Below are 24716 nucleotides of genomic sequence, written 5' to 3'. Positions count from 1 at the left end.
CATGGGCGCTTCGGACGTCAACCTGGCCGAGTTGATCGGCTCTCGGATCTGCCATGATCTGATCAGCCCGATCGGGGCCATCACCAACGGGCTTGAGCTGTTGGATATGGTTGGCGCTGTTCAAGGCCCCGAGATGGAGCTGATCTCGGGCAGTGTTGGCAGTGCGGGCGCGCGTATTCGCTTTTTCCGCGTAGCCTTTGGTTCCGCCAGCGACCAACCGCTCGGGCGGGCCGAAATCACCGAACTGCTGAATGACGTCGAACGTGCCGGGCGTGTGCGGGTCAACTGGAACCTGACCGAGCCTGTTCCGCGCAATCAGGTCAAATTGGACTTTTTGGCATTAATGTGCTGCGAAAGCGCTATGCCTCTGGGGGGCACCGTCGACGTCACAAGTCAAGGCGCGAACTGGAATGTGACCGGTTCCGCCGACAAGCTGAATGTGGACAGCGACTTGTGGAAACACGTGGTCACAGAACGTTTCCCTAACAAACTGACACCCGCGCAGGTACAGTTTGCCTTGTTGCCGGAAACAGCCAAGACGATGGGGCGTCGCGTCGCGGCAGAAACCACCGCAACGCGCGTTTCGCTCAGGTTCTAAGCCCGGGTCGTTCCGTCCCCACGAACCAGATACTTGAAACTGGTCAGTTGCGCCGCACCCACCGGGCCGCGCGCGTGCATCTTGCCTGTGGCGATCCCGATTTCCGCGCCCATACCGAACTCACCGCCATCTGCAAACTGGGTGGAGGCATTGTGCATCAGGATAGCACTGTCGAGACGTTCAAAGAATCGGGCTGCTGCCGCATCGTCTTCGGTCATGATGCAATCGGTGTGGTTGGACCCGAATTTCCGGATATGGGCAATCGCTGCGTCAATATCCTCAACGGGTTTCGCAGCAATCACACTATCAAGGAATTCCTTTCCCCAATCCTCTGACGTTGCGGCCTGTGCACCTTCGACTGCCAAAGCACCTTCGGCGTGAACCTCGACACCTGCGGCCAGCAGGGCCTCGATCACACTGCGCCCCAGTGTTTCAACAACGTCTTGATGGATCAGCAAACATTCGGCGGCTCCGCAGATGCCTGTGCGGCGGGTCTTTGCGTTCAGCACGACATCCAGCGTCTTTTGCGGATCAGCAGCTTTGTCGATGTAAATATGAACAATGCCTTCGAGGTGAGCGAAGACCGGCACACGGGCCTCGCGCTGCACCAGCCCTACCAGCCCCTTGCCACCGCGCGGAACGATGACGTCGACATAATCGGTCAGGGTCAGCAATTCCTGCACTGCTGCGCGATCTCGTGTGGGTACCAATTGAATTGCATCCTCGGGCAGGTTGGCCGCTTTCAAACCTTCGACCAGGCATTCATGAATTGCAGCTGAAGAATGAAAACTCTCGGACCCACCGCGCAAGATGACAGCATTGCCGGACTTCAGACACAGCGCACCGGCATCAGCGGTCACGTTGGGCCGGCTTTCATAGATCACGCCAATGACGCCCAAAGGCGTACGGACCCGCTGAATCTTCAATCCAGTGGGGCGCTCCCATTCGGCCAGAACCTCACCCACCGGGTCCGCCTGATCAGCCACGGTGCGCAGCCCGTCGACCATGCCCTGAATGCGGGTCTCATCCAGCATCAGCCGATCCATCATCGCCGGGCTCAGGCCCTTGTCACGGCCAAACTCCAGGTCTTTTTGGTTCGCTTCGATGATCTGTTCACGATTAGCCCAAACCGCATCCGCAGCGGCAATCAATGCAGCGTGTTTACGCTCGGCGCTTGCAAACGCCAGATCACGCGAGGCCTCTTTGGCGCGTTTCCCAAGATCGGCCATCAGAGCGGGAATGCTGTCGAAATCTTTCATATCGCGTGCCTTTCAGGTCGTCTTTTTCAGTGCTTACAGGGCCAGATCATCCCGGTGGATCAAGGCTGCGCGGCCAGGGTAGCCCAGCGTTGCCTCAATTTCAGAAGACCTGCGCCCTTTGATCGCGTCCGCCTCTTGCGCGGTGTATCGGCTGATGCCCTGAGCCAGTCGCCGTGCTTTGGCGTCAAGAACGGCGACAGGATCGCCGCGCCCGAAATCGCCAGTCACCTCGACTATACCCGCAGGTAGCAGGCTTTTGCCATTGGCCAGAGCATTGGCGGCCCCATCATCCACGGTGATCTCTCCGCGTGGTTTCATCGCAGAGATCCAACGTTTGCGGGCGGCGTGCGGGTCCAGCGTGGCCGTAAACCACGTTGAGTTCGCGCCGTTTTCCAGCGATTTCAGCGGGTTCAACACCGACCCTTCAGTAATTGCCATCGCGCAGCCACCAGCCGTGGCCATCTTGGCAGCCAGCAGTTTTGTCTTCATCCCACCTTTGGACAGGCCCGAACCTGCATCACCCGCCATGGCCTCAATCTCGGGTGTGATCCGATCAATGGTCTCGAACCGGGTGGCTGCGGCGTCCTCGTTCGGATTACCGGAATAGAACCCATCCACATCGGACAGCAGGATCAGTTGATCGGCCCCGACCGTTACAGCAATTTGCGCAGCCAGACGATCATTGTCACCATATCGGATTTCATCCGTGGCAACCGTGTCGTTTTCGTTCACGATCGGAACAACCCCAAGACCCAACAAAGTTTCCAGAGTGGCCCGTGAGTTCAAATAGCGGCGGCGATCCTCGCTGTCCTCAAGCGTCACCAGCACCTGCGCCGTCGTTATCTGGTGCGGGGTCAAAGCTTCTTCATAGGCCCGCGCCAGACGAATCTGACCCACTGCGGCGGCGGCTTGTGATTTCTCCAAAGGCAATGCAGCCATCGGCAACCGCAATACACCGCGGCCCAACGCGATTGACCCGGAAGAGACCAAAATGACATCTGTCCCCTGCCCCTTAAGCCAGGCCACATCCTGCGCCAACGAGGTCAACCAGTCCGACCGAAGCAAACCGGTGTCGCGATCCACCAGCAAAGCGGATCCGATTTTCACCACCAGACGGCGGGCAGAGGTCAGGGCTGCCAAGGCTGCGCCTCCTCAGCGGGTTTATGGCGCACGCGATTGTCGTCGATCTGCGCCCGCAACGCGCGCAGAACCTCGGTCACGCCCAGATGGGCCACACCCGACATGGTCATGACGGGGCCGCCCACGGCTTCCTCCAGTTCAGCTTTGGTCAATTCCCGCTCTTCGTCATCCAGCGCGTCGACCTTGTTCAGAACGGTGATCCGAGGTTTTTCAGCCAGCTCACCGCCATAGGCTTCAAGCTCGTGAATAATTGTCCGGTAATCTTCGGCAACTGACTCAGAGGTGCCATCAACCAGATGCAACAGTACGGCACAGCGTTCAACGTGGCCAAGGAACCGGTCCCCGATGCCGCGCCCTTCATGCGCGCCTTCGATCAGGCCGGGAATGTCGGCAACTACGAATTCAACGTTGTCGACTCCCACGACGCCCAGATTTGGGTGCAACGTGGTGAAGGGATAATCCGCAATCTTAGGGCGTGCGTTCGATGTAGCTGCCAGAAAAGTAGACTTGCCCGCATTGGGCATACCCAGCAATCCCACATCCGCAATCAGCTTAAGCCGCAGCCAGATGGTACGGTCGATCCCCGCCTGCCCCGGATTGGCCCGGCGCGGTGCCTGATTGGTGGCGGATTTGAAGTGCAGGTTTCCAAACCCGCCGTTGCCGCCCTTGGCCAGCAGCACGCGCTGTCCAACTTCGGTCAGATCACAGATGACGGTTTCTTCGTCTTCATCCAGAATTTCAGTACCAACAGGCACACGCAGAACGATATCGTCGCCGTCCTTACCGGTACGCTGCTGGCCCCGGCCCGGCTGGCCGTTCTTGGCAAAGAAATGCTGCTGATAGCGAAAGTCGATCAGGGTGTTCAACCCGTCCGCAACTTCGGCCCACACAGACCCGCCTTTGCCGCCGTCCCCACCATCGGGACCGCCGTATTCGATGTATTTTTCGCGTCGGAAGCTGACGCAGCCGCTACCTCCGGCCCCGGACCGGATGTAGACCTTTGCAAGATCGAGAAATTTCATGGTCTGTCCCCTACTGCAAAGGCCCCATCGGCCACAAGTCAGAGTTTTTTACTGTAAGTCCAGGTGGGCACATTCGCATCACGCGCCACCGAATAGCTTTCCGCGTCACCCAGATACTGGAACCCGCAATGGGTCAGCACCCGCGCCGAGGCGGGGTTGTCCTGAAACACACTGGCAAACATGGTCGCGTTCTGCAGAGGGTTGGCATTGACCAATGCTTCAACGGCCAAAGATGCAATGCCCGTGTTCCAATAAATCGGCGCAACCCAATATCCGACCTCGGACTGATTCCGATCCAGTCGTTTCAGTGTGATCAGGCCGATCAGTTCCGGGCCGCCGTCCTTGATTGCATCCATCACCCAGACATCTTCGTCCCGGTCTTCTGCCATCGAACGGGTGACAAAAGCCTCGGTCGAGCCGGGCGCCAGCGGATGCGCGATGCTTGTGGTCATGCGTGCCACGCGCTCATCCCCCGCATAGTGCTCGATCAGTCCCATGTCCGAACGGCGCAGCGGGCGCAGATCGAACCGCTCGGTTTCTATGACCGGCTGATTTATTATTGCTTCAAGCTTCATTGGTGTGTTCCTCCTCCGAACAACACAAAAAGGACGGACGCAACCGTAAGCCCGGCCAACGTCCACATTAGATATTTTTCCGCAGGGCGACCTTCAACCGCATGGGCAATTCTATCGCCTGCGAAGGTCCAGATCGGGTGCAAAACAACCTGGCAGATGAACAAACAAAGAGCGATCGTGAACGTTGCGTCCAAACTGGACGTGCCAGCCGCGACGAAACCGGTAAACCCGGCAATGATCATGGCCCAGGCTTTGGGGTTCAGCGGATGCACGATCAGTCCGGCCCAGAACCCCGGTACCGAACCACCTGCCCCATCCCGCGACAATCGAAGATTGGCAATCTTCCAAGCCAGCCAGCACACATAACCAGCAGAGGCGTATTTCAGCGCAGAAAACACAAATGGCGCTTGTTCCCCAATTTGCATGAGGCCGAAGCCTACCGGCCAGATAATCAACTGCTTGCCCAGAACAACACCGGCAACAAACGGCAGGGCCGCCCGGAAACCATAGCGCGCACCTGTTCCCAGCAGGACCATATTGGCCGGTCCCGGCGTGCCAACCTGCGAGGCGGCAAAGATTAGGAAGCTGGTGGTTGCAACGGTCATCGGCTCTTTGGATCACGACTGTGTTAAAACGAAAAAGGGACCGGCATTTTCTGCCGGTCCCCCATGAATTTTTTATTAACCTTCTGGGTCTCGGCTTACTCTGCGGCCTCCGCCACTGGCAGGACCGAAATGAAGGTGCGGTTTTTGAGTCCCTTGTGGAACTTCACGGCGCCATCGGTGGTTGCAAAGATGGTGTGATCTTTGCCCATGCCTACGCCTTCGCCCGGCCAGAACTTGGTGCCGCGCTGACGTACGATGATGTTGCCTGCGATGGCTGCCTGGCCACCATACAGTTTCACGCCAAGGCGGCGACCAGCTGAGTCGCGACCGTTACGGGAGGAACCGCCAGCTTTTTTATGTGCCATTCTCTCTCTCCTTAGCCCTGAGCCAGCTCTTTGGCTTGCTCAACCCATTCGGGTTTCACTTTGATGGTGTCGATAGCAGCAATCTGCTCATCCGACAAGGCGGCCAGAGCGGCAAAGCTCTCGATACCGGCTTCAACCAGCTTTTTGGCAGCGGCAGGACCGACACCGTTCAGCTTGGTCAGATCGTCAGCGGCAGCAGCAGCGGCGGGTGCCTCTGCTTTGGCTTCTGCTTTCTTGGCAGGCTTTGCAGCAGGTGCTGCTTCGCCAGCCGGAGCTGATCCGGTTGCAGCTTTGATGCCCGACTTGTCAGCGCCCGACGACAGGATGTCGGTGATCTTGACCAGTGTCAGCTTCTGACGGTGGCCAACGGTACGCTTCGAGCTGTGCTTACGACGGCGCTTGACGAATTTGATGACCTTGTCACCTTTGATCTGTTCGATCACTTCGGCCTGTACGCCTGCGCCTTCAACGAAAGGTGCGCCAACAACCGGCGCGTCACCGCCCAGCATCAGAACATCGTTGAATTGAACTTTTTCACCTGCGTCGGCAGCCAGTTTTTCAACGCGGAGGATATCGCCCGCCTGAACCTTGTACTGCTTGCCGCCAGTCTTGAGGACCGCAAACATGCGTCTTTCCTTTTCATACCCGCGTTCTGTGGTCCCCTTTCGGGCGTTTCTGGCTTAAGCCACCTCGAACAGCGCGCCCTTTTCGGGCTGTGTGACAGACCCTTTCGATGTATCTTAAGGGTCAAATAATAACGAGACCCGGCGCGGATGACCGGCCGGGATGCGCGCTTATCCATAGATTGCAGAAGAAAGTCAACACCAAACCAACCTCAAAGGTCAGACGCCCTGAGAGCACGGGCAACCGCTTGTCCCAACTGGTAGGAAATATCGTTGAACATACGATCAAACCCATCAAACAACGCGTCGTTCAGCGCTTGTCCGGTCTCCGTTCTGGAAAAAGCTATATTCTCTCGCATTTGCGCCTCGTCCAACGGGCGATATGCCAGCAGTAGAAAGGCATAAAGCCACGCTTCGGTGTCTGCTGTCCTGCTGTCCTTCTGCGACAAAAGCTCTGACAGTAAGTCCTGAGTGTCTGCTCTTGAATCCACATCCAGACCGCGAAAGAAGTTATAATCTGACGTCAAAGACCCCTGAACGTTCTTCTCAACCAGATTGTTCGCTTCGATGTATTCCTCAACCAAAGCAAACCGCGTTGTTGTGCGTGCGGTTTCTTCAAACGCGTCGCGCGCCATTTCTTCGATTGTCGGATCCGAAATCGCCTGACGGGCCGAGTTTTCAAGTGTTACGATTGTTTGACCCAGATCACTCTCAAAAAACACAATGGCCTGATCAAGCTGCGCATCCGACATACCTGTCTCGAACGCTTCAGTCAGGTGATCTTGCATCCACATGGGATCATAGATGTCATTGACCTGAGCTTCAAAGAGCGCCCCACCAGTGTTGCTCAGCATGGTTTCATCCAGGTTTTTCCGGTGTTCTTGCCCTTCTTGAACCAGTATCTCCATCACGTCGGGCAGGTGCATGGCCTGAGCCAACCGGTCTATCTTTTCGTTCGCCAACGCGGGCGACCCCAAAAGGACAAAGACCAGAACCTGAGCGAACCGCTGCATCAAATATCCTGTGCGGGATGCAATTCTGCCATCCGCGAGGCAAGAACCTCGAACCGTCGGGCCATGATTTCGAATTGTATGACGTTCAGAAGTTCATAAACTTCCTGCATCAAGGGCTGTTCCAACGCATCGACATAGGCGTTCACGTCCTCGTCCGAGAAATCCTTGTACGTGTAAGCCGCGCCTGCAAGGCTGGACAATTGAAGCGATTGACGCAGAGCGGGCTCGTTTCTTTTCAAAAGCTCTCGCAAATCTTCTGCATCCATTTGCAATTCGATGACGCCGGATGCGCTGGCCGCCAGCAGGAAGCGAAACTGTATCTCCTGCCATGCTCGAAGCGCTGTATCGGTCGAATCGATGGCCGCACTCATTCGCTTGAAGCTTTCGACCCGCTGTGACCCTTCTTTGATCAGATCCGAGATGATTTGCTGGCCTTCAAATTGCTTGGCTTCGTTATCCGCGTTCATATGAGACGCATTTTCAACTTCGACCAAACGCTGCCCCAGGTCGGACGCGTAGAACTCAATTGCGTGCGCCAATGCCTCTTCGCTCAGCGTTTCCTCAAGAATGGAAACCGCCGTTTGATGCATAGCTTCGACGTCAAATACCTCATCCGTGAGACGTGACCAGTCCGAGCCGAACCCGTCCGGGTCGATGCCCAGCATTTGCGGTGCGGACCGAGAACTCAACGCGATGCTTTCCAGCGCGACATCAAATCCGGTTGTTGTCAGAAACGCTTCGATCCGTTCCCGGTTGGCCGCAAACAAAGGAGCAGCAGCCATAAAAAACGCCAAGAGCAGCGCCAAAAACAGAAAAGCAAAGCGGTGTGCAGGCTGTGTCATAGTATTCAGAGTAGGCGTTTTCCGTCCGCTGGCAATGGAAAAACCCGGCTTTGTCAAATTCTGGAATTTTCTGCTTGCACCCCCGCCCGTTCCTCACTAAATCCCCCCCTCACAGACCCCCGCGGAGAGGTGCCGGAGTGGTCGAACGGGGCGGTCTCGAAAACCGTTGTGGGTGCAAGCCCACCCAGGGTTCGAATCCCTGTCTCTCCGCCATTATCCAAATTGGCTATGTTAACCGGGCGCAGCGAATACTTGCCCTGTCGCGCGACATCAATGGCGGATCGCAGCGCAGTCCTGAAGGGTATGTCCCGAAAGCAGCGTGATCTTGCCGGGTTCGACACGCCCGATCAGCACAGCCCGGCTCAATCCTCTGTTTTGCCGAGACTTCACAAGATTTCCCCTTTGTTATTGCGTTAGTTTTGGATCATCCCAGCGACACAAATTCCAAAGGAGATTCACATGTCGCGTACTCTAATTTTGATCATTGTCCTCGCCGCAATCGGCGTTGGCGGATATTATTACCTAAACCAACCGGAACCAACTCCGGCTGAACGTTTGCAGTCAGCAGCCGAAGACGCCAGTGACGCATTGGCCGATGCTGCCACTGCGGCACAAGACGCCGCCTCCGACGCGGTTGACGCCGCCACAGAACAAGCCTCGGAAGCGGCTTCATCATTGACTGAACAGGCATCCGAGGCGGCATCTTCTGTTGCCGATCAGGCATCAGAAGCCGCGCAACAAGCAAGCGATCAGGTCGCTGCTCTGACTGGACAAGGGCAAGAGCTGCTGAACTCCTGGATCGCGGAAGGCAAGTTGAACCCTGCCAATTTCGACTATGACGGCATCATGACATCGCTAGAAGAAAGCACATTGGCAGCGGACCTGAAAGAGCAAGCGATCAAGATCGTGAATGACATCAAAGCATCGCCTGAAACCATCGCTCAGAAAATTCAGGAACTGACCAACCTGCTGACCCAACAATAAAATAAATGGGGCTGCCCGTTTGGGTAAGTCCCACTCTTCGGGGGCATCTTGGATGCCCCCACGTTATTTCGGCATTGAATTGACGCCCTAAGCGGCTTTTGATTGGCTCATTCTGACACCCTACCCGCGCCATGCCTTCTTGAACATTTGTTTCGATACGGCGCGTGTCACTCCAGTTTAGTCAAGGATGACCAAATGACAGATTTGCCGCACACCATGTTTGCCACCATTTTGAAGCATGACGGATATTCCGGCACATCCAGCGGACCGGTGATCGCGGATGCAGCCGAATGGCTTGAACCCGCAGAAGTACCTGTACCACAGCCTGGTCCGGGTCAGGTTTTGATCAAACTGCGCACCGCATCCGTCAATCCATCCGACCTGCACTTCATCAAGGGTGAGTATGGCCAACCCCGAGTAAAGGGATCCCCAGCCGGTTTCGAAGGATGTGGTGATGTTGTGGCCACCGGCAAAGGTGCCGAAGCCCTGCAAGGTCAGCGCGTTGCATTTGTCGCTGCTGGGTCCGGTGCGTGGGCTGAATATAACGTCACTCAGATGCAGATGTGTATCCCCCTGAGGCCGGATATTTCAGACGACGACGGGGCCGCGCAAATTGTCAATCCGCTGACCGCGATGGCGATGGTGGACATGGCCAAGGTCGACGGCGACGCGTTTGTCGTGTCTGCTGCAACCAGCCAGCTCGGAAAGCTCATGTGCAGCCTTGGCCGCGATCTCGGGCTGAAACCCATAGCGCTCGTGCGGCGCGCTGAGACTGTTGCAACGTTGAAGAGCCTTGGCGCCGCCGAAGTCCTGGTGACGACAGATTCAGATGTTGTTGAGCAATTTGCCGGACTGAGCACATCCATGAAGCCACGCGTGTTTCTTGACGCCGTGACTGACCAGCTTTCGGAGCAGTTGTTCTGTACCATGCCAAACCGTGCACGCTGGATCACCTATGGCAAGCTTTCGACCGAAGCGCCGACCCTTACCCAGACCGGCCAATTGATCTTTATGGGCAAGCGGATCGAAGGGTTTTGGCTGACGCAATGGATGATGTCGACGCCACCAGCGGATCAGATGCGGGTGGTGGCCGAGGTTCAGGCGCGTTTTGCAGACGGGCGCTGGAAAACAGATGTTTCTGAACACCTTACACTCAGAGATCTGGTGCCAAATTTAGCCAATGCGCTGAAAAAGAGTGACGGAAAGGTGATAATCACGCCATAGTAGAAGAACCCCACGCACCCCGAAGACTTGCGTGAGGCTGACGGCACCTGTTGCTCGTTAGAGGGAGGAAAGTTTGGATAACGCACAGCTGCTGATCAGCGGACTGGCGAATGGCTGCGTCTATGGCCTGATCGCGCTTGGCTTTGTTCTGATCTACAAGGCGACCGAAGCGGTGAATTTCGCGCAGGGTGATTTCATGATGCTGGGGGCCTTTGTGACCATCGGCCTGACAAATACAGAGTATATGGGCCTGCCCTTCTGGATGGCCCTACCGATCTCACTGGGGATTATGGGTGCCTTAGGCTATCTGCTGGATCGACTGATCATCCGTCGATTGTTCGGTGAAAGCCAGACCGCAGTCGTCATCCTGACCATCGCTTTGGGGTTCGTGATCCGCTTTGTTGCGGGGTTGATCTGGGGGCATGAACCGCAAACGTTGCAAAACCCGCTTGCCGGTAAAGAGGTTCGTTTTGGCGGTCTGGTACTGGGGATGGAGGATGTGGCGGTAATTGTTGTCACGATCCTTCTGACCGGGGCGCTTTATGTCTTTTTCAGCCGCACCAAGCTGGGCCTTGCGATGCAGGGCGCGTCGCAAAACCAATTGGCGGCCTACTACATGGGCATTCCGGTCAAACGCGTTCAGGGCTTTATCTGGGCACTGGCCGGGGTCGTTGCCGGGATCGCCGGTATCCTGTTTGCCGCCAAGGGCGCGGTGGACCCGACCACCGGATTGCTGGGGATCAAGGCTTTTGCAGCAGCAGTGATCGGTGGATTTGGCAGTCTGCCCGGTGCTCTGGCCGGAGGGCTTATCGTTGGCGTGATCGAACCTTTTGCCAGCCGCTATATCGCCGCGGGTTACAGCCAGGTCGCGCCCTATGCCTTACTGCTGGCCGTGCTGATTTTCCGGCCCAACGGGCTGTTCAGTCAGGTTCGGGTCAAAAAGGTCTGAATCATGCGGATTGTATTCAAAACCAACTACATGCAGGATATCCGACCTTGGAAAGACCGGTATCAACTGTGTCTTTACCTGATCCTTCTGGCCGTCGTTGCAGCGGCCCCATGGTGGCTGGACGCGTTCTATCTGGGCGAGCTGACAAACGTTCTGATCTGGGCCATAGCAGGGCTGGGCCTGATGATCCTGACCGGGCATACCGGGCAGGTCAGTCTGGGACATGCCGCTTTTCTGGCTTTTGGCTGCTATGCCAATGTTGCCCTGATCGAAGCAGGTGTTCCTTTTCTGATCGCCTTCCCGCTGGCCGGAATTCTAACCGGCATTGCAGGTGTGACAGTCGCCATCCCTGCCCTGCGGCTGCACGGTATCTATCTGGCCATCTTCACCATGGCCCTTTCGATCCTGATGGATGACATCATAGTCCTCTCCGAACCCATCACCGGGGGCGTCGCGGGCAAGTATGTCGGCGGGGTCGAGATCTTTGGCCATTTGGTAGACCGCTGGGGTACGCCGGATCTGTTCTTCTGGTTGGTTCTGACCGTCGCTGTCCTTGTGACGTTGGGCTATATCAACCTGCTGCGCGCGCCTTTAGGGCGCAGCTTTATCGCGGTTCGCGACTCTGAGGTGTCGGCACAGGCGATGGGTATTGATATAGCGCGGACCAAGATGATCTCATTCGCCTTGTCCTGTGCCATCACAGGCTGGGCCGGAGCACTGATGGGGCTGTTTGCCGGAGCCTTCAACAACGAAACCTTCAATGTTCTGATCTCGATCCAGTTGCTGATGATGATCGTGATCGGCGGACTGGGTTCGATCCACGGGGCATTTCTGGGTGCGATCGTGATCGGGTTCCTGCCTCAGTTCCTGTCAATCTCCAAAGAATATGCCGGAGCTTTGTTCGGCGGCAACACAGTTGCCATTCCGGGCCTTGAATTCGGCATCTTTGGCATGATCCTGATCGCCTTCATCCTGTTCGAACCCATGGGGCTTTATGGCCGCTGGCTCAAGATTCGCACCTGGTTCGAGCTGTTCCCCTTCTACCGCAAAGACATGTTCAAACGGCAAAAATCTTATCTGAAGACGGAGCGTCTGAGATGAGCCTGCTGGAGTTTGAAAACGTTACCCTGAAGTTCGGTGGCCTTACTGCGGTTGATAACCTGTCGTTCGAAGTGCTGGAGGGCGAGGTTTTTGCCATCGTCGGCCCCAACGGTGCTGGCAAATCGACCGTATTCAACCTGATCTCGCGGTTCTACGAGCCCTATGCCGGGTCGATCCGATTCGACGGCCATGATCTGCTGCGTGTCAAACCCTCGGGCGTTGCAGCTTATGGCGTGGCGCGGACGTTTCAGAACATTGAACTGTTCGAGCACGCAACCGTTTTGCAAAACCTTCTGGTTGGGCGGCATCGGCATCGACAAACAAATCTGCTGTCTGAGCTGTTGTTCCTTCCGTCTGCCCGATGGCAGGAAATCGAAAACCGCGAGAAGGTTGAAGAGATCATCGATTTCCTCGATCTTCAGGCCTATCGCGACAAGATGATCGCAGGGCTGCCCTATGGCGTGCGAAAAGTGGTTGAGGTCGCGCGCGCACTGGCAACTGATCCCAAACTGCTGCTGTTGGACGAACCCGCCTCGGGCCTTTCAGTCGAAGAAACCAGTGACATGCGGTGGTGGATCGATGACATCCGGCGTCAGATGGGCATCACCGTGCTGATGGTGGAACATGACATGGGCCTGGTCTCGGGCGTGTCAGATCGGGTTTTGGCGATGGCAGACGGCGCGGAATTGGCACTGGGCTCTCCTGCACAAGTGCAGGCTCACCCGGCCGTTATCGAAGCGTATCTGGGGAAAGCTTCATGACTGAGCCGATCCTGAGAATACGCAATGTCGAAAGCTTTTATGGCCCCATCATGGCCATTCGCGGGGTGTCATTGGATGTGCACGAGGGGCAGATCGTGTCGATCCTCGGGGCCAATGGCGCGGGAAAAACGACGCTGATGAAAACCGTCTCGGGTGTGATGGACCCGGAAAAGGGACAAATTACCTTTGATGGTGAAGACATTCAGGGGGCAGAACCACATAAGGTTGTGCAACGCGGGATCGTGCATATTCCCGAAGGGCGCGAGGTCTTTCCCCTTCTGACTGTTGATGAAAACCTCAGCCTTGGTGCGTATTCCCGCAAGGACAAAGACCAGATCGAGCAAGATCGTGAACTGGTCTTCAGTTACTTCCCGGTTCTCAAAGACCGCCGCGGGCAAGAGGCTGGCACCCTGTCAGGCGGTCAACAGCAAATGTTGGCGATTGGACGTGGGCTGATGGCCCGTCCTCGTATCATGTTGCTGGATGAGCCATCACTGGGCCTGTCGCCGATGCTGGTGCAAGAGATTTTCGAGATCCTCGGACGCCTCAACCAAGAACAGCAGATGACCATGATGCTGGTCGAACAAAACGCCCATGCGGCACTGGATCTGGCCCATCATGGCTATGTGATGGAGGTTGGACGCATCGTTATGGACGGCAGCGCCGAGGCTCTGTTGAAATCCGAGGACATCCAGAACTTCTATCTTGGTGTGCGTGAAGACGGCGCGCGGGAAAACCGGCGCTGGAAACGGAAAAAGACGTGGAGGTAAGTCGGATGGACGCCAGCCCCCTGCCCCCGCAGATAACAATCAACGGCGTGCGCTTTAACGAAACAACAGGTCAAAGGCCGCTGCGGGTGGACGGCTGCATCACCATAAGCGAGCTGTTTCAACACCGCTGCGCCGAGCTGGGCGAACGCAACGCGCATCGGGAAAAAGATCTGGGCATCTGGAAATCCTATTCCTGGGCCGATTACTGGCAACACGCCAAATGGATTGGTTTGGCGCTACGGAAACTGGGGTTGGAGCGTGGCGAAGTGGTCTCGATCCTCTCCGAAGACCGCAAGGAATGGGCCTGGTTCGACATGGGTATTCAGGGCGTCGGAGGGATAGCCTCGGGCGTTTACACCACCGATTCAGCCAGTCAGTTGCAATACCTGATCAATGACAGCGGCAGCAAATTCCTGATTGTCGAAGATGAAGAGCATCTGGACAAGTTTCTGGAAATCGAATCCGAAGTTCCGGACCTGATCAAGGTTATCATTCTGGAAGACGAAGGTCTGCACGACCTCAAACACCCGCGCTGCATGATGATCAACGACCTCTACGCTCTTGGCCAAGAGGTAGAAGCAGCCGATCCCCGGCGGTTTGAGGCCGAAATCGCGCTAGCTAAACCGCAGGATACCGCCCTGCTTGTCTATACCTCCGGCACTACCGGACAGCCCAAGGGCGCGATGCTGAGCCACGAGAATATCCTTGCTGCCATTGAATCCGGCGCGCGGGCCTTGCCGGTTCTGGCCAGTGATGAGCAGCTTTGCTTCCTGCCGCTGTGTCATATTCTGGAACGGGACGTGTCGGTCTATTTCCCACTGGCAGCCCGATGCACGGTGAATTTCGCGGAAAGCCCGGAAACCGTATTTGCGAACCTGCAAGAGGTCTCGCCCTCGACCTTCACGGCTGTGCCGCGCGTGTGGGAAAAGATTTATGCACATGTGCAAATTCTGACGCAGGAGGCCACACCGTTGGGCCGGGCCGCCTTTGGGATGGCATTGAAAGCTGGCGTGCGCCGCGCCGAATACAGGGCGGCAGGTAAACGCGTTCCGATCGGTATCGCGGTGCAGTTCTGGATATGGGATCAACTGGTTCTGAAGAACCTGCGCCGTATGCTGGGTATGGACAAACTGCGTCGTGGCGGCACCGGAGCTGCACCGATTTCGACTGACTTGCTGAAATGGTATTGGGCCATCGGAGTACCTTTGGTCGAAGGTTTTGGGATGACTGAAACCGCCGGGCTGGCCACGCTCAACACCGTTGAAAGCAACAGGATCGGGACCATCGGTCAAGTCGTAGAAGGCTGCGACATCCGTATCTCAGAAGATGGTGAAATCCAGCTGAAAGGCATGAACATCTTTCAGGGGTATTGGCGCAATAACGCCAAAACGGCCGAGACATTTACCGCCGATGGTTGGCTGCGCACGGGGGATATGGGGCATATCGACAAGGATGGCTTTGTCACCATCACCGGCCGCCTGAAAGACATCATCATCACCGCAGGCGGTAAGAACATCACCCCGGCCGAAATCGAAAGCCAGTTGAAGTTCAGCCACTATGTTTCTGACGCGATCCTGATTGGTGACAGGCGTAAATACCTGACGGCCCTGATCATGATTGATCAGGAAAATGTCGAGAAATATGCACAGGACCGCAAAATTCCGTTTTCGAATTTCGCCTCACTCTGTGCCGCGCCCGAGATCCGCGATCTGATCGGCGCCGAAGTTGCAGCTGTGAATACCCAATTTGCACGGGTCGAACAGATCAAGGATTTCCGTCTCATCGACGTGCTTTTGACGGCCGAAGACGATGAACTGACCGCTACGATGAAGCTGAAACGGGGTTTGGTGGAAAAGAAACACGGACATCTGATTGAAGACATGTACAGTTAGACAAGGGAATTTCGGGAGGAGAGAAATGAGAAAGTCATTCAAACTATTGGCTGTCGCCACGGCCTTGACCGCCTCGGCGACTATGGGTTTGGCGCAAACCCAAGGCGTAACCGACGAAGAAATCGTGATCGGATCGGTCAACGATCTGAGTGGTATATTCGCAGCCGTAGGCGTTCCGGCCACCAAAGGCGCAAATGTCGTGTTTGACCGCGTCAATGCAGCCGGTGGCGTGCATGGGCGACAAATTCGATATGTCGTCGAAGACAATGGCTATCAGATGCCGCGGGCCATGCAGGGCTACAACAAACTGCTGAACCGGGACAAAGTGTTTGCGATGCTGCAATCACTGGGCACGCCGATGAACATGGCGGGCTTCAATCTGCTGGATCCAAAGGGAATTCCCAACGTTGCCCCCCTGACAGCCGCGCGGCAGATGTTGCAAGAGCCGATGCGCAACAAGTTCACATCATTCTCGACCTACTATGATCAAGCCCGCATTGGCGTGAAATACCTCGCCGGAGAATTTGGGTCGCAAACCGTTTGCAGCATGTACCTGCCCACCGATTTCGGTGAGGAAATACTGGAAGGCAGCAAAGCCGGGGCTGAAGAGGCCGGGATCGCATTTGGATCCGAGACGACGCATAAGCCAGACGAGACCGATTTCGTGGGCTCGCTCAGCAAACTCAAGGAAGAAGGCTGTGACATTGTCACGATGGCGCTGGGCGTTCGTCAGGCGATCACTGTGGTGGGTACTGCCAAGAAGATGGGCCTGACGGATATGAAATTCCTGGGCACTTCGGCCAGTTTCCTGACTGTTGTCGCGCAGGTTCCCGGTGGCGTGACCGACGGCTTCTATGCCGCCGCCTCGTGGAAGGACCTGTGGGCCCGCGCCGATGAGCCCGCCCCCGCCGCGTTCATTGAAGAGTACAAGGCCGCCACGGGTGAAGATCCGGTTGGGTTTGCAATGCTGGGCTATTCCGCCGCCGAGATGATGGTCAAAGCGCTGGAGGCTGCAGGTCCGGATCTGACCCATGACAGTTTCATCGCAGCCATGGAGTCGCTGGATTATCAGGACGATCTGGTCGGCAACCACATCACCTATGGGCCTGATGATCATCAAGGCGCGGACACAGTATTCGTAAACGTCGTTGAAGACGGCGCGTGGAAATTGGTCTACGAAGAATAAGACACCATAAACGCAACGAAAAAGGGCTCGCAGATGCGAGCCCTTTGTTTTTGGATCGTCCCGGCGATTAACGCTTCGAGAACTGGAACGAACGGCGGGCTTTGCGCTTACCGAATTTCTTACGTTCCACAACGCGGCTGTCGCGGGTCAGGAAGCCTGCGGCTTTCAGAGCGCCACGCAGGTTCGGATCGTACAGTTGCAGCGCTTTCGAGATGCCGTGCTTGACCGCACCGGCCTGACCGGTCAGGCCACCGCCTTTTACGGTTGCGACAACGTCGAATTCACCTTCAACACCAGCAACCTGGAACGGCTGGCGCAGGATCAGCTGCAGAACCGGACGCGCAAAATACTTGTCCTGGTCTTTGCCGTTCACGGTGACCTTACCAGAACCTGGCTTGATCCAAACGCGGGCAACAGCGTCTTTACGCTTACCGGTGGCGTAGGAGCGGCCCAGCTCGTCGCGTACGGGTTCACGCACGATGACTTCTTCGGCCACGGTTTCAACGCCTGCGACGGCGCTCAGCTCTTCGAGAGTATTGATCTGATCAGCCATCGGTCATTAGCTCCGGGTGTTTTTCTTGTTCATGGACTTGACGTCCAGAACTTCGGGGGCCTGGGCTTCGTGCGGGTGCTCGGCACCGGCATAAACGCGCAGATTGGTCATTTGCTGACGCGACAGGCGATTGCCCGGCAGCATGCGCTTAACCGCTTGGGTCACAACGCGCTCGGGGTGTGCACCTTCCAGAATCTGCTGTTTGGTGCGCGACTTGATGCCGCCCGGGTGGCCAGTGTGCCAGTAGAAGTTTTCTTCGCGCTTCTTGCCGGTCATCTGGATTTTGTCAGCGTTGATCACGATGACATTGTCGCCCATGTCCATGTTCGGGGTGAACGACGCTTTGTGCTTGCCACGCAGGCGCATGGCGACGATCGAAGCAAGACGGCCCAGAACAACGCCCTCGGCGTCGATCAGGATCCATTTCTTGTCGATGTCTGCAGGTGTTGCAGAAAAGGTTTTCATGGCAGGATAGTCCTGTTTGATGTGAAAGACCGCCCCAAGACAGAGCGGCCCGAATTCGATGGAGGGGTTCTATGGGGTGCTTGCGCGCACGTCAAGCACAGCAAATCAGTTTTTATCGTTGTAAAACAATGTCTTGCAAAATAGGTATTATTTTACCCCAACCTAAACGCTGATTTGCTCGGGTGGATTGTCCAGTAACGCACGCAGCCGAAGCATTGCATCCTCGAACCGTTGCAACGAGACATGCCCGTTCATCGCAATGCGAACCGCATTTGGTGCACGGCCATCGCGCAGGGCGAATTCGTCCGCCGAACGCAATTGTATTCCTTCCCGCTCTGCCGCCCGGCTGAAGGCTGCTGCCCGCCACCCAGATGGCAGGTTTAGCCAGACAAACGGTACGTCTGGTGCCCACGTCAGGTCAAAACCACCCAGCGCATTCACCGTGACGCGCACATATTCGCCCATTCGGGTCCTGACATCTTTGGCGATCTGCCGTGTACGGGGATCAGACAAAAGCAATCGGGTGAGCTCTGCCAACGGCTGCGCCAGCCCAAAATACCCGTACTCTGCCGAGCGCCTAAGATCCACACTTCGCTCTTTCGGCGCAATAGCGAACCCGACGCGCAGCGATGGCGTCAGCACTTTTGAGATCGACGAGACATGCCAGCCCCGCTCGGGCGCCAAGGCACGATAGCTGGGCTCTTTAGCCTCACCCATTCGGTAACAATCATCTTCAACGATCTGCACATCGAATTTTCGCGCGACTTCAACCACTTCTTTGCGCCGCTCAAGCGGGGTGTGCAGCGCGGTAGGGTTCTGCACCTCGGGCGAAACGCAAATCGCCTGCGCGGGTGTCTGCCGCAAAACATGCTCCATCGCAGTGGGATCAATGCCCCACTTGTCCATCCGAATGCCGACCACTTCGGCCCGCATCAATTCACCGGCGCGGCGAAAGCCCGCGTAGGACAGGTCTTCGACCAGAACGACCGGTTTGGGACCTTGAAGGATGCTTTGAAAAACAAGACACAATCCGTTCTGACCGCCATGAGTCAAAACGATGTCGTCATCCGTCAGCGGACCCAACGGCAAATCCGACAGCCACTCGACCACCGCCTGGCGCATGGGCTTATAGGCATCGCGGGTTGGATAGTTCATGAACAAAGCCGGATCGGACTGCGCAACTTTCTGCAAACACTCCCGTATCAACGACACCTGCCCCATATCCGCCAGCCTTGGACTGAACAGGCTGACGTGATTGGCACTCTGTGCTTCGGCCAAATGCAGCTGACGAGACCAGACATCATCCAGAATCGGCGATTTCGGTGGGGCCACGAATGTACCACGTCCGACCTCAGCTTTTAGCAAGCCTTCATCCGTCAAAATCGTATAGGCCCGTGCCACCGTCCCCGGCGTGATTTGCAATCGATACGCCAGTTCACGCACCGGCGGCAGCTTAGTTCCAATGTCTAACGCCTTGCTCTCAATTGCCTTTCGTATTGTGTCGGCAACCAGTGTATACTTTGGCCCCTTAGCTTTCGGCAACACATCCGGCCAAATTGTATCCATTACAATTCTTCCTTTGCTTTTGACACAATATTGAATGTATCAATCTCTTGTACCGAACGTTACTGCTTTGTGTCAATACAATTTGAAAGGAACTCCGAGATGACACGCACAATGCACAACCCCGCCCTTATGCTGCTGAACGCCAGCCCCCGGCTGCCGCTGATCGCTGTGCTGGCCGTGCGGTTTGCGGCTGCGGTCACTCAATGGGAACGCCGCCGCCGCAGTCGCGTCAATTTGGGCAATTTGGATGACAGGTTGCTGAAAGACGTTGGCCTTACCCGCATGCAGGCGGACCGTGAAGTAAAACGCTACTTCTGGCAGATCTAAATCATCCCCAGTCCCAATTTTTGGGACCTCCTCCTGGGCCGGGGCCTGTCCCCGGTCTTTTTTATCCGAACCGCGCCGCGGCCGAGCCTGCAGGTGGAATGGAATACGTCATTGCCGCCCGCGCAACCGGCTTGTCCATGCCTTCAGAAAAAATCAACACATCGCCGACGGCCAATGTTCGACCCAGTTTGAGCAATCGGCATGTCGCAATTAGATCGGCGCCACCTGTAGGTTTGCGAAGAAAATCCAATGAACTGTTGGTCGTCACAGCCAAAGATTGCCGCCCCACTCGCGCCAAAATCATTGCATAGACACTGACGTCGGCCAAACCGAACATGGACGGGCCTGAAACCGTACCTCCGGGGCGCAGGTGCCGATCCTGCACCACAAGGCGCATGGTAATGTTTTCTTCGGCCAATTCTTCGACAACGAAATCCTTATGCACCTGGGGAAACACCTCTTTTAGGTATTGCGACAGTTCATCCCGGTTCATTGCCAAAGCCATACTTTCCCTCCTGCTCTTCCCGACCTAGAGTTGGCCCAACTTGGGATCGGAGGGCAAGATGGCAATTCTGGAACGTAACGACACTGGCGCGGTGGCACGGCTTACAATGACCGCGCCCGAGCGCTTGAACGCGCTGAGCGAAGAGATGCTGGCCGCGCTTCAGGATGAACTTGACGCTTTGCGCGATGACAGATCCATCCGCACAGTAATCCTGTCAGGCGCTGGGAAAGCTTTCTGTGCCGGGCACGATTTGAAGCAAATGACAGCCGGACGTCAGTCCGAAGACGGTGGCAAAGCCTATTTCCAGGACTTGTTCGCGCGCTGCGCCCGGATGATGATGTCGATCCAATCGATTCCTCAACCCGTTATCGCTCAGGTCCATGGCATCGCCACCGCCGCCGGGTGCCAACTGGTTGCGACCTGCGACATGGCTGTTGCAGCCGAGGGTACGCGTTTTGGCGTGAACGGGGTCAATATCGGGTTGTTCTGCTCGACTCCGATGGTGGCGCTCAGCCGCAACATCCCCAGAAAGCAGGCTTTCGAGATGCTGACTACGGGTGCGTTCATTTCGGCCGAAAAAGCCGCAGAGCTTGGACTGATCAACCGCGTCGTCCCGGAATCGCAGCTTGAACACGAGACCAATGCATTGGCTGAGCTTGTAGCCTCAAAGCTTGGCGTTGCCGTGAAAATCGGAAAAGAGGCGTTTTATCAACAACTTCAAATGCCCCTGGATCAGGCCTACACCTATACCGGAGAGGTAATGGCGCAGAATATGTTGCACCGGGACACAGAAGAAGGCATTTCCGCCTTTATCGAAAAGCGCCCCCCAAATTGGACCCAATGAGGCAATTATTTTGCACATTTTTTGCCACTGTTTTGATTTTAGCACTTTTCAAAACGGCGACTCTGTGGCAAAGCTGGGTCGAGGCTGAGGCCTCAGGACACTTTTGGGTCGCCGTGGGCGGAAGGTCCCTCCAGCTGGTCTCTCTCACCAGCGCTGACATTCCCGCAGCGGCGACCCCAAGACCCCTCCTGTAAATTTGGCAATTTTGTACCGCCCGAGTTGCGCCCGATTGTGGTCTGCCCTATGTGGCAGCGCATGACACAAGTTTTGCATATTGTAGGCGGCGGAATGGCCGGGTCCGAGGCCGCATGGCAAGCCGCTGAGGCAGGCGTCGATGTGGTGATTCACGAGATGCGCCCCACGGTTGGCACCTTTGCCCATCAGACCGGAAACCTGGCTGAAATGGTGTGCTCGAATTCGTTCCGATCAGATGATGACGAGCAGAACGCTGTGGGCCTGCTGCATTGGGAAATGCGGGCTGCCAACGGGTTGATCATGACAACGGCCGACGCCCATCGCCTGCCCGCCGGAGGGGCGCTGGCAGTGGATCGTGATCCTTTTGCCGAAAGCGTCACCGCAAAACTCCGCGCCCATCCGCGTGTATCGGTCACGGATGAAGAAGTGACCACCCTGCCCGATGACGGCCAGTGGATCTTTGCAACCGGCCCGCTGACCTCGCCTGCTCTGGGCGAAGCGATCCGCTCGGAAACAGGCGCTGAGGCGTTGGCCTTCTTTGATGCCATTGCGCCCATAGTCTATGCCGAAAGCATCGACATGTCGAAGGCTTGGATGCAGTCGCGCTATGACAAAGGCGAGACCGAGGAAGAGCGCACAGCCTATCTGAACTGCCCGATGGACCGCGACAAGTATGAGGCGTTTATCGACGCGCTTCTTTCCGCCGACAAGACCGAGTTCCATGAAGGGGAAACCGCTGGTTATTTTGACGGCTGCCTGCCCATCGAGGTCATGGCAGAACGCGGGCGCGAAACCTTGCGCCATGGTCCAATGAAGCCGGTTGGCCTGACCAACCCACACGCACCGGACGTGAAACCTCATGCCGTGGTGCAACTGCGCCGCGACAATGCTTTGGGCACCCTGTTCAATATCGTGGGCTTCCAGACCAAGATGAAATATGGTGCCCAGACCGACGTATTCCGCATGATCCCCGGCCTGGAAAACGCAAGTTTCGCCCGGTTGGGTGGCATTCACCGCAACACGTTCATCAACTCGCCCACACTGCTTGACGCGCAAATGCGGTTGAAATCTAAACCCAACATCCGGTTTGCTGGACAGATCACCGGTGTTGAAGGCTATGTCGAAAGCGCCGCGATGGGGCTACTGGCCGGGCGTCTAGCTGCGGCTGAGATTCTGGGGCGTGACTTGCCGGACGTCCCGCAGGACAGCGCAATGGGCGCTTTGATCCACCACATAACCGGCGGGGCCGAAGCTAAGACGTTTCAGCCGATGAATGTGAATTTTGGTCTGTTCCGCCCCGTCGACGGTCTAAAAGGCGGACGGCGCGGCCGCAAGGACCGGTACAAAGCCTACACCGACAGGGCCAAGGCCGAATGGCAAACCTGGTTGGACCACTGCTGACTGGACGCACAATGCTGTCTCGGCCTAGCATGCTTTTATGACCGACAAGTTCCTAGACAGCACCTACAGCCTCGACACCCCACAAGAGACAGAATCGCACTACAAGAACTGGGCCGCGACCTACGATAAAGAAATCGAAGATCACGGATACGTCACGCCGACTCGTGTGGCGGCGGCTTTGTGGTCTGCCCACCCCCACCCTGAAACCCAGATTCTGGACTTTGGATGCGGAACCGGACTGTCCGGTCAGGCTTTGCGCGCAGTCGGATTCGAGCTTATCGACGGAATGGACCCCACCCCAAAAATGCTGGAAGAAGCAAAGGCAAAAGGTGTTTACAGAGCGTTGACCGGCTTTGATATCACCAAACCAGCCCCGCTCAAGCGTGGTGCATATTCAGTTATCACGGCCATCGGTGTCATCGGTCAGGGCGCAGCCCCTGCAGAGACAATCGACGTGTTGATGCATGCTTTACCCAAAAGAGGGTTGTTTGCGTTTTCTCTGAATGATCACGCGCTGGCAGATCACACATACACCTGCCGCATCACCGATTGGGTCGACATGGGGGCCGCACGTTTGCTATTTCGTGAACACGGGCCACATCTGCCCGGAATTAACCTTAACTCTGACGTATATGTATTAGAAAAAGCGTGACTTTCCTGACGCGCTTCGCGCCCTCACCAACCGGGCCACTTCATCTGGGACACGCTTATTCCGCGTTGCTGGCCAGCGACATGGCCACAGCTGAAAGTGGTCAGTTCCTGCTGCGGATCGAGGATATCGATCAGTCTCGTTCAAGACAGCATTGGGAGGATCAGATCTATGACGATCTGACATGGCTTGGCCTGACATGGCCAAAGCCGGTTGTGCGTCAGTCGGACCGTATGGGGGTCTATGACCAGGCCTTAGATCGTCTTTGGGGACAGGGTTTCTTGTTTCCCTGCACTTGCAACCGAAAAGATATTGCCGCCGCTGCCAGTGCTCCGCAGGAAGGTGCTCCAATACATGGACCTGACGGAATAATCTACCCCGGAACGTGCCGAAAAGCTCATCACAACAAAGACTTAAGTCAGCATCCTCGACCACGGAACGAGCCACTACGGCTGGACATTGCCAAGGCGTGTCAAGCGATCAACGACCGGTCCAGATTTCAGTTCATCGAACTTGGCTCAGGGCCAGATGGTGAAACGGGCACCATCACTTTCACCCCCGATGAGCTAATAAACACAATCGGCGACGTTGTATTGTCCCGCCGTGATATGGGGACATCGTACCACCTCTCCGTTGTCCTTGACGACGCAGCGCAAGGCATCACACATGTGGTCCGGGGGCGGGATCTGTTCGAAGCCACGCGCATCCACGTTCTATTGCAGGCATTGCTGGATTTACCCACGCCTGCGTATTTGCACCATGATTTGATCCGCGACGAAGCCGGCAAACGCCTGGCGAAACGGGACGATGCCCGTGCGATTTCGAAATACAGGGCGGAAGGCCACAGCCCTGCAGACATTCGACGCATGGTCGGTCTTTGACCGTTAGTCTTATTCCATCGGGGCCATAAGTTCAGTTTCAGTGCCATCACGAACAGCAGTATAGAAACAGGTCCGGCGGTTGGTGTGGCAGGCAGCCCCTGTCTGGCGTACCAGAACCAACAGGCAATCGCGGTCACAATCGATCCGAAAATCCACCAGCTCCTGCACGTGGCCCGAGGTTTCGCCTTTGATCCAGAAAGACTGACGAGAGCGCGACCAATAGGTCACCCTGCCCGTTTCCTGTGTCTTTTCAATGGCCTGAGCATTCATCCAGGCCATCATCAGGACTTCGCCTGACGCGTCATCCTGCGCAATGGCCGGGATCAGGCCCGCTTCGTTATATTTCAGCGTCGATACATCGAACACGACGGGATCAGTCATCTCAAAAACCTTTTGCATCCGGTGGGCTGGCCACTATGTA

General features: G+C 56.4%; 28 protein-coding genes and 1 tRNA gene. 15 read left to right on the top strand and 14 right to left on the bottom strand.

Annotated features, from left to right (window positions below; all coding sequences use genetic code 11):
• Position 1: 1 nt before the first annotated feature.
• Positions 2–598: a histidine phosphotransferase family protein gene (locus ACR3EH_RS00540; RefSeq protein ID WP_171675563.1), complete on the top strand. Its 597-nt coding sequence runs from the start codon at positions 2–4 to the stop codon at positions 596–598.
• Here the strand turns inward: ACR3EH_RS00540 and ACR3EH_RS00535 are convergent.
• From ACR3EH_RS00535 to ACR3EH_RS00495, 9 genes are all read right to left on the bottom strand, one after another.
• The gene (locus ACR3EH_RS00535) at positions 595–1857 is read right to left on the bottom strand and encodes a glutamate-5-semialdehyde dehydrogenase (RefSeq protein WP_171183237.1); all 1263 of its coding nucleotides are present in this window, start codon (positions 1855–1857) and stop codon (positions 595–597) included. The two genes, ACR3EH_RS00540 and ACR3EH_RS00535, sit on opposite strands and share 4 nt — an antisense overlap.
• A gap of 33 nt (positions 1858–1890) precedes the next feature.
• Positions 1891–2997 carry a glutamate 5-kinase gene (proB, locus tag ACR3EH_RS00530; protein WP_171183239.1) on the bottom strand — a complete coding sequence of 369 codons (1107 nt, stop codon included), beginning with the start codon at positions 2995–2997 and terminating at the stop codon, positions 1891–1893.
• Positions 2985–4019 (bottom strand): GTPase ObgE, encoded by a 1035-nt coding sequence (obgE, locus tag ACR3EH_RS00525; protein WP_171675565.1) that lies wholly within the window; start codon positions 4017–4019, stop codon positions 2985–2987. The genes proB and obgE overlap by 13 nt, the downstream gene beginning before the upstream one ends.
• Positions 4020–4057: 38 nt before the next feature.
• The gene (locus ACR3EH_RS00520) at positions 4058–4594 is read right to left on the bottom strand and encodes a GNAT family N-acetyltransferase (protein WP_171090081.1); all 537 of its coding nucleotides are present in this window, start codon (positions 4592–4594) and stop codon (positions 4058–4060) included.
• Positions 4591–5199, bottom strand: coding sequence for a LysE family translocator (locus ACR3EH_RS00515; protein WP_171183242.1), 609 nt, complete (start codon positions 5197–5199; stop codon positions 4591–4593). Before ACR3EH_RS00515 ends, ACR3EH_RS00520 begins: the two co-directional genes overlap by 4 nt.
• Before the next feature lie 95 nt (positions 5200–5294).
• On the bottom strand, positions 5295–5564 hold the full coding sequence (rpmA, locus tag ACR3EH_RS00510; RefSeq protein ID WP_039535512.1) for a 50S ribosomal protein L27: 270 nt from the start codon (positions 5562–5564) through the stop codon (positions 5295–5297).
• An 11-nt stretch (positions 5565–5575) separates the two neighbouring features.
• Complete coding sequence (locus ACR3EH_RS00505) at positions 5576–6190, bottom strand: 50S ribosomal protein L21 (RefSeq protein ID WP_171183244.1); 615 nt, start codon at positions 6188–6190, stop codon at positions 5576–5578.
• 209 nt (positions 6191–6399) lie between these two features.
• Complete coding sequence (locus ACR3EH_RS00500) at positions 6400–7200, bottom strand: DUF2059 domain-containing protein (protein WP_171183246.1); 801 nt, start codon at positions 7198–7200, stop codon at positions 6400–6402.
• The gene (locus ACR3EH_RS00495; protein WP_253758533.1) at positions 7200–7982 is read right to left on the bottom strand and encodes a DUF2059 domain-containing protein; all 783 of its coding nucleotides are present in this window, start codon (positions 7980–7982) and stop codon (positions 7200–7202) included. Before ACR3EH_RS00495 ends, ACR3EH_RS00500 begins: the two co-directional genes overlap by 1 nt.
• A 183-nt stretch (positions 7983–8165) precedes the next feature.
• On the opposite strand from ACR3EH_RS00495, the gene ACR3EH_RS00490 reads away from it, so the two are divergent.
• From ACR3EH_RS00490 to ACR3EH_RS00450, 9 genes are all read left to right on the top strand, one after another.
• Positions 8166–8255, top strand: a tRNA-Ser gene (locus tag ACR3EH_RS00490).
• A gap of 246 nt (positions 8256–8501) precedes the next feature.
• Positions 8502–9026, top strand: a complete 525-nt coding sequence (locus ACR3EH_RS00485) for a hypothetical protein (protein WP_171090091.1) — start codon at positions 8502–8504, stop codon at positions 9024–9026.
• 195 nt (positions 9027–9221) lie between these two features.
• Positions 9222–10250, top strand: coding sequence for an alcohol dehydrogenase catalytic domain-containing protein (locus ACR3EH_RS00480; RefSeq protein WP_171183250.1), 1029 nt, complete (start codon positions 9222–9224; stop codon positions 10248–10250).
• A 73-nt stretch (positions 10251–10323) separates the two neighbouring features.
• The gene (locus tag ACR3EH_RS00475; protein ID WP_171090095.1) at positions 10324–11199 is read left to right on the top strand and encodes a branched-chain amino acid ABC transporter permease; all 876 of its coding nucleotides are present in this window, start codon (positions 10324–10326) and stop codon (positions 11197–11199) included.
• Between the two features lie 3 nt (positions 11200–11202).
• Positions 11203–12300, top strand: a complete 1098-nt coding sequence (locus ACR3EH_RS00470) for a branched-chain amino acid ABC transporter permease (protein WP_171675567.1) — start codon at positions 11203–11205, stop codon at positions 12298–12300.
• Positions 12297–13061 carry an ABC transporter ATP-binding protein gene (locus ACR3EH_RS00465; protein WP_171183253.1) on the top strand — a complete coding sequence of 255 codons (765 nt, stop codon included), beginning with the start codon at positions 12297–12299 and terminating at the stop codon, positions 13059–13061. The genes ACR3EH_RS00470 and ACR3EH_RS00465 overlap by 4 nt, the downstream gene beginning before the upstream one ends.
• On the top strand, positions 13058–13831 hold the full coding sequence (locus ACR3EH_RS00460) for an ABC transporter ATP-binding protein (RefSeq protein WP_171183255.1): 774 nt from the start codon (positions 13058–13060) through the stop codon (positions 13829–13831). The genes ACR3EH_RS00465 and ACR3EH_RS00460 overlap by 4 nt, the downstream gene beginning before the upstream one ends.
• 5 nt (positions 13832–13836) lie before the next feature.
• On the top strand, positions 13837–15723 hold the full coding sequence (locus ACR3EH_RS00455) for an AMP-dependent synthetase/ligase (RefSeq protein ID WP_171183257.1): 1887 nt from the start codon (positions 13837–13839) through the stop codon (positions 15721–15723).
• A gap of 25 nt (positions 15724–15748) precedes the next feature.
• Positions 15749–16909 carry an ABC transporter substrate-binding protein gene (locus ACR3EH_RS00450; protein ID WP_171183259.1) on the top strand — a complete coding sequence of 387 codons (1161 nt, stop codon included), beginning with the start codon at positions 15749–15751 and terminating at the stop codon, positions 16907–16909.
• 67 nt (positions 16910–16976) lie between these two features.
• Here the strand turns inward: ACR3EH_RS00450 and rpsI are convergent, their stop codons facing one another.
• The 3 genes from rpsI to ACR3EH_RS00435 all read right to left on the bottom strand — a co-directional run bounded on the left by rpsI (position 16977) and on the right by ACR3EH_RS00435 (position 19493).
• Positions 16977–17462, bottom strand: coding sequence for a 30S ribosomal protein S9 (rpsI, locus tag ACR3EH_RS00445; RefSeq protein WP_171090107.1), 486 nt, complete (start codon positions 17460–17462; stop codon positions 16977–16979).
• Between the two features lie 6 nt (positions 17463–17468).
• The gene (gene rplM / locus ACR3EH_RS00440; RefSeq protein WP_170324880.1) at positions 17469–17927 is read right to left on the bottom strand and encodes a 50S ribosomal protein L13; all 459 of its coding nucleotides are present in this window, start codon (positions 17925–17927) and stop codon (positions 17469–17471) included.
• 162 nt (positions 17928–18089) lie between these two features.
• A complete protein-coding gene (locus ACR3EH_RS00435; RefSeq protein WP_171183261.1) occupies positions 18090–19493 on the bottom strand; it encodes an aminotransferase-like domain-containing protein in 1404 nt (467 codons plus the stop codon).
• A gap of 99 nt (positions 19494–19592) precedes the next feature.
• Here ACR3EH_RS00435 and ACR3EH_RS00430 point away from each other — a divergent pair, with 99 nt between their 5' ends.
• On the top strand, positions 19593–19820 hold the full coding sequence (locus ACR3EH_RS00430; protein WP_171090112.1) for a DUF1127 domain-containing protein: 228 nt from the start codon (positions 19593–19595) through the stop codon (positions 19818–19820).
• A gap of 61 nt (positions 19821–19881) precedes the next feature.
• On the opposite strand, the gene ACR3EH_RS00425 is transcribed toward ACR3EH_RS00430, so the two are convergent.
• Complete coding sequence (locus ACR3EH_RS00425) at positions 19882–20325, bottom strand: PaaI family thioesterase (protein WP_171183263.1); 444 nt, start codon at positions 20323–20325, stop codon at positions 19882–19884.
• Between the two features lie 58 nt (positions 20326–20383).
• Between ACR3EH_RS00425 and ACR3EH_RS00420 the strand changes: the two genes are divergently transcribed.
• The 4 genes from ACR3EH_RS00420 to gluQRS all read left to right on the top strand — a co-directional run bounded on the left by ACR3EH_RS00420 (position 20384) and on the right by gluQRS (position 24295).
• Positions 20384–21169, top strand: a complete 786-nt coding sequence (locus ACR3EH_RS00420; protein ID WP_171183265.1) for an enoyl-CoA hydratase — start codon at positions 20384–20386, stop codon at positions 21167–21169.
• Between the two features lie 255 nt (positions 21170–21424).
• Positions 21425–22765: a methylenetetrahydrofolate--tRNA-(uracil(54)-C(5))-methyltransferase (FADH(2)-oxidizing) TrmFO gene (gene trmFO / locus ACR3EH_RS00415; RefSeq protein WP_171183267.1), complete on the top strand. Its 1341-nt coding sequence runs from the start codon at positions 21425–21427 to the stop codon at positions 22763–22765.
• Positions 22766–22802: 37 nt separating this feature from the next.
• Entirely contained in the window at positions 22803–23417 is a 615-nt protein-coding gene (locus ACR3EH_RS00410) for a class I SAM-dependent DNA methyltransferase (RefSeq protein WP_171183269.1), read from the top strand.
• A complete protein-coding gene (gene gluQRS, locus ACR3EH_RS00405) occupies positions 23414–24295 on the top strand; it encodes a tRNA glutamyl-Q(34) synthetase GluQRS (RefSeq protein ID WP_171183271.1) in 882 nt (293 codons plus the stop codon). The genes ACR3EH_RS00410 and gluQRS overlap by 4 nt, the downstream gene beginning before the upstream one ends.
• 9 nt (positions 24296–24304) lie before the next feature.
• Here gluQRS and hisI read toward each other — a convergent pair whose 3' ends face one another.
• The gene (gene hisI / locus ACR3EH_RS00400; RefSeq protein WP_171183273.1) at positions 24305–24694 is read right to left on the bottom strand and encodes a phosphoribosyl-AMP cyclohydrolase; all 390 of its coding nucleotides are present in this window, start codon (positions 24692–24694) and stop codon (positions 24305–24307) included.
• Positions 24695–24716 lie beyond the last annotated feature (22 nt).

This window comes from Ruegeria sp. BG7, from assembly GCF_056535685.1.
Note: the sequence above shows the minus strand (reverse complement) of the source record. Positions and strands in the feature narration are given on the sequence as shown.